2 protein-coding genes are annotated in these 1,126 nt (G+C 60.9%); both read left to right on the forward strand.

The genetic code is table 11. From position 1 onward, the window contains the following. Window positions 1-335, forward strand: a 335-nt coding sequence (locus AC1DSN_RS23010) for a hypothetical protein (protein ID WP_477333197.1), incomplete at its 5' end; no start/stop codon positions are given. Between the two features lie 23 nt (window positions 336-358). Then, window positions 359-1,126 (forward strand): hypothetical protein (locus AC1DSN_RS23015; RefSeq protein ID WP_477333199.1); only part of this gene is annotated, 768 nt, incomplete at its 3' end.

The raw sequence follows: 1,126 nt of genomic DNA on the forward strand, positions 1-1,126 counted from the left end.
GGTTGCGCGTGCACCGCAACGGAGGACGGGGTGCGCTCTGCCTTATCTACTCAACACTTATGGGCCTGACCGGGCAAAGCGAGGACGAGGTCGCGCCCATGGTCAACTATGTCGYTCAACAGGTCGGCATCACCGAAGGCTGGTTCGATGTCGGCAGCCCCCTCGCGATCGCCATCGTCGCCGAGATCGAACGCATCTACGCCACCCCAATCGATCTGGTGGTGGTGCAACTCGGTGTGGCTTCGACAATCTCCGCGCGTGGCGGGACCGCCGGTGGGCGGCTCGTGGTGCTTCGACAGACGGCAGGCCACTATGACGCCTATGTTCCCGAATAATCCCTGGCTCGTGAACATATCCCATGAATGAGGCGCCCACGAGGACGATTAACGTGATGACGCCACAGCCGCCGATGGCAGCCCCGCAGCCGGTCGCCCAGTTGACCGTTAAGAAGCAGAAGGCGGGTCACTGGTATTCGGACTACGACCCATACCGAACCTTCTCGACCAAGGCGAAGGCCCAGGCCCACGACCGAGAGCTCAGGGACGATGGTGCGACGGGTGGCCTGCATTACCGTGTGCCAACGCTCTACACCTATACAAAGACCAGGGCGACCAGCAAGCTCAGTCACGCGTTACAGGGCCCGCATACGGTGGCCCACCGGCTGACGCTCAGGGCTCTGCAGGCGATCAAAACGATCGCCGATGTGAAGTCAGTATTTGACGACCAAGTGCTCGCGCCCGACGACGTAGACGAGGTGATGGTCGAGGAGGCGCCAAAAGACGGCTACAAAGGTCAGATTGAAGTACGGATCGAGCGCTACAAGGCCGACTATCGCTCGATTTACGTGGCGCTGGACAAGATGCTGATACCTCCCGCCACCGCCCCTTCGGTTGGGGTCGCCGCCGGTAACCTGAGAGGCGCCAAGCATCGACTCAACCAATTGCTGAACCTCGATCCCTATGCCACATATGGCTGGAAGTCGGCGACCAGGGCGGGCAAGAAAGCGCTGAAAGCCAAGGGCGAGAACAAGGCGACTCCTACTTTCGAAGAGCTGCTGGACCGGCCCAAGTCGACGTCGATACGGAACTCCGATGCGCTGGAGTCTTTTATCCGCGCACGCCAGAAG

The organism is Luteibacter sp. P4_D7_3 (assembly GCF_056401735.1).